This window comes from Methylocaldum sp. (assembly GCF_039794385.1).
Classification (GTDB): domain Bacteria; phylum Pseudomonadota; class Gammaproteobacteria; order Methylococcales; family Methylococcaceae; genus Methylocaldum.
The window spans coordinates 1-2962 of record NZ_JBDIVO010000468.1; the positions used below are offsets into that span (position 1 = coordinate 1).

Annotated in this window: 2 protein-coding genes; both read left to right on the top strand. The window is 57.6% G+C overall.

Annotated elements, in window-relative coordinates:
- Positions 1 to 366 precede the first annotated feature (366 nt).
- Positions 367 to 1965 (top strand): acyl-CoA ligase (AMP-forming), exosortase A system-associated, encoded by a 1599-nt coding sequence (locus tag ABJK70_RS22830; RefSeq protein WP_347259235.1) that lies wholly within the window; start codon positions 367 to 369, stop codon positions 1963 to 1965.
- Entirely contained in the window at positions 1958 to 2956 is a 999-nt protein-coding gene (locus tag ABJK70_RS22835) for an alanine racemase (RefSeq protein WP_347259236.1), read from the top strand. Before ABJK70_RS22830 ends, ABJK70_RS22835 begins: the two co-directional genes overlap by 8 nt.
- The last annotated feature ends 6 nt before the right edge of the window (positions 2957 to 2962 follow it).

The window sequence follows — 2962 nt, forward strand, 5'->3', positions numbered from 1 at the left end:
TACCCGTCCTCGGCTCCGATTCATGCCGCGCTTACTTTAAGGCAGAAAAAACGAACACGCGCCTCCGTGTCCCGGAATACTTCGGGCAATGCCGTTAAGTTAAGCACGTCACCCCGGCATTCCCTGCCGGGGTGACGTGCTTAACGGGAAAATTACGCGATTTTTGCCTGATCGACGTCCACCTGACTTGTTTTCTGCACCAGAGCAACGGGATTACGCGCGTTCACGATTCGTAGCAGACTTACCGATACCGAAATGATGATCAATAATTATGCGGAGCCATTTCTAGCAACCGGCTCCGGATATTTTCCACGCCCTACCGACGGCATTATGCCTGCAAAATCAACTAATCACGAAAAATAAGCCATGCCTGTATTAGTTCATGATTTATTGGCAAGAACCGCAGAGATAACACCTTCCAACCCTGCAATCCGCCACAAGGAGGCGAGCCTCACGTTCAGTGAGCTATCCGTCTCGGTATCGAAGCAGGCTCACGCATTATCGGCAGTCGGCCTTTTACGCCAGCAGCGCGTCGCGGTCTATCTGCCCAAGCAAGTCGAAACGGTTGTCAGCTATTTGGCCGTCTCGCAGGCCGGCGGAGTATTCGTACCCGTTAATCCCGTGCTTAAGGCCGAGCAGGTCGCCTATATTCTTCAGGACTGCAATGTCAGGGTTCTGATCACGTCTCAAAGCCGCCTCAACGGCTTGATGGGCGTACTCGCAGCGTGCACCGATCTGCACACGGTCATCGCCACCGATTCGACCGAAGAACTGCCCGCGATCGCCGGGGTTCGGGTCTTAAGCTGGGCGGATTTGTCACGACTGGCACCATCCGCCGCAAAGCCGGCCAACCCGGTCATCATCGATACGGATATGGCCGCCATCTTGTATACCTCCGGCAGTACCGGCAAACCCAAAGGGGTCGTGCTTTCCCATCGGAATATCGTTACCGGCGCCAAGAGCGTCGCTCAGTATTTGGAGATCGTCCCCGAGGACCGCATCCTCGCCGTTCTGCCCTTCAGCTTCGATTACGGGCTGAACCAACTGACGACGGCCCTGCTCAAAGGCGCCTGCTGTGTGTTGATGGATTACCTCTTGCCCAAGGATGTCGTCAATGCCCTAACGCGTTATCGCATTACCGGACTCGCGGCCGTTCCGCCGCTGTGGGCGCAGTTGGCTCAACTCCAATGGCCGGCAAGCATCGACGAACATCTGCGCTACATGACCAACTCCGGCGGAAAAATGCCGAAGGCGACGTTGGAGCGCATCCGGGATAACGCGCCTAGCGCCAGATTCTTTCTGATGTACGGTCTGACCGAGGCGTTCCGGTCCACTTATCTTCCGCCCGATCAAATCGATCTCCGGCCGGACTCGATGGGAAAGGCCATTCCGAACGCCGAAATCGTCGTCGTACGCGAGGACGGCACGCCCTGCGCGCCGCACGAGCCCGGAGAATTGGTTCACAGGGGATCTCTCGTCGCTTTGGGCTATTGGAACGATCCCGAAAAAACCGCCGAACGTTTCCGACCCGCGCCAGGCCGCCCTCATGAATTACCGATACCGGAAATTGCCGTGTGGTCCGGCGATACCGTGACCATGGACGAAGAAGGCTATCTTTATTTCGTCGGGCGCAAGGACGATATGATCAAGACCTCGGGCTACCGGGTCAGCCCGACCGAAGTCGAGGAGGTCATTTATTCGACCGGGCTGGTCTCGGAAGCCGCCGTGGTCGGCGTACCCCACCCCATCTTGGGCCAAGCGATCGTTGCGGTCATCTCCACCAGCCAGGCCGAAGCGCCGAGCGATAACTTGATCGAGGTTTGTCGCCAGCGGTTGCCGAACTTCATGGTACCGGCGTCGATTCAGCTTCTGCACAGCTTGCCGCGGAATCCGAACGGCAAAATCGATCGAAAACAACTCGCGGCGCAATTCGCCCACCTCTACGAAGAAGGTGCCCATGAATAAGGAACCTCCCCGTCACGCCGCTCTGACCCAGTTTCCGGTCGAAGATGATTGTCTGATCGTCGGCGGCATGAAATTGACCCGGCTGGCCGAGCGCGTCGGACGAACGCCGTTTTACGTCTACGACCGACGGCTCATCACGGAGCGCGTCGAACACCTCCGTAGGCACCTCCCCAAGGAAATCCACCTGCACTATGCGATCAAGGCCAACCCTATGCCGGCGGTCGTCCAGCACCTGGCGGGATTAGTGGATGGCCTCGATGTGGCTTCCGCAGGCGAAATGAAAGTCGCGCTCGACACCCCCATGCCTCCCGAGCACATCAGCATGGCCGGTCCCGGCAAGCGCGCCGAAGAACTATCGTGTGCGATCGCGGCAGGAATCTTGATCAACGTCGAATCCGCTCACGAACTAGATGTCATCGCCCGACAATCGGAGCGCCTGGGGTATCCGGCAAGAGTCGCGATTCGCATCAACCCGGCGTTCGAGCTCAAATCCTCGGGCATGAAAATGGGCGGGGGCCCTAAGCAGTTCGGAGTCGACGAGGAACTGGTGCCCGAACTGTTGCGGCGTGTGGGCGAATATGAACTGAATTTCCAGGGCTTCCATATTTTCAGCGGCTCCCAAAATTTGCGGGCGGAAGCGATTATCGAAGCCCAGCAGAAAAGTATCGAGCTTGCCCTGCGTTTGGCGGATCACTGCCCTTCGCCGATTCGCCTTTTGAACATCGGCGGCGGCTTCGGCATTCCGTATTTCCCGGGCGAGCAGCCTCTCGATATCCGTCCGATCGGCGAGCAACTGACGGAACGTCTCGAGGAAATTCGGCCGCATCTTCCGAATGCTACGGTCGTCATCGAACTGGGCCGTTATATCGTCGGCGAAGCCGGTTTGTACGTTTGCCGAGTGGTTGATCGAAAAATGTCCCGCGGCAAACGGAAGGAGAAACCGTTGGAACCCCGGTCACGGTTAGGGATCTGTTATCCCGCCTTCTGCTGAAAAAAA

Excerpts from the sequence above, each read along its gene's own strand:
- ABJK70_RS22830 (WP_347259235.1), top strand. The coding sequence starts at position 367 with ATGCCTGTATTAGTTCATGATTTATTGGCAAGAACCGCAGAGATAACA.
- ABJK70_RS22835 (WP_347259236.1), top strand. The coding sequence starts at position 1,958 with ATGAATAAGGAACCTCCCCGTCACGCCGCTCTGACCCAGTTTCCGGTC.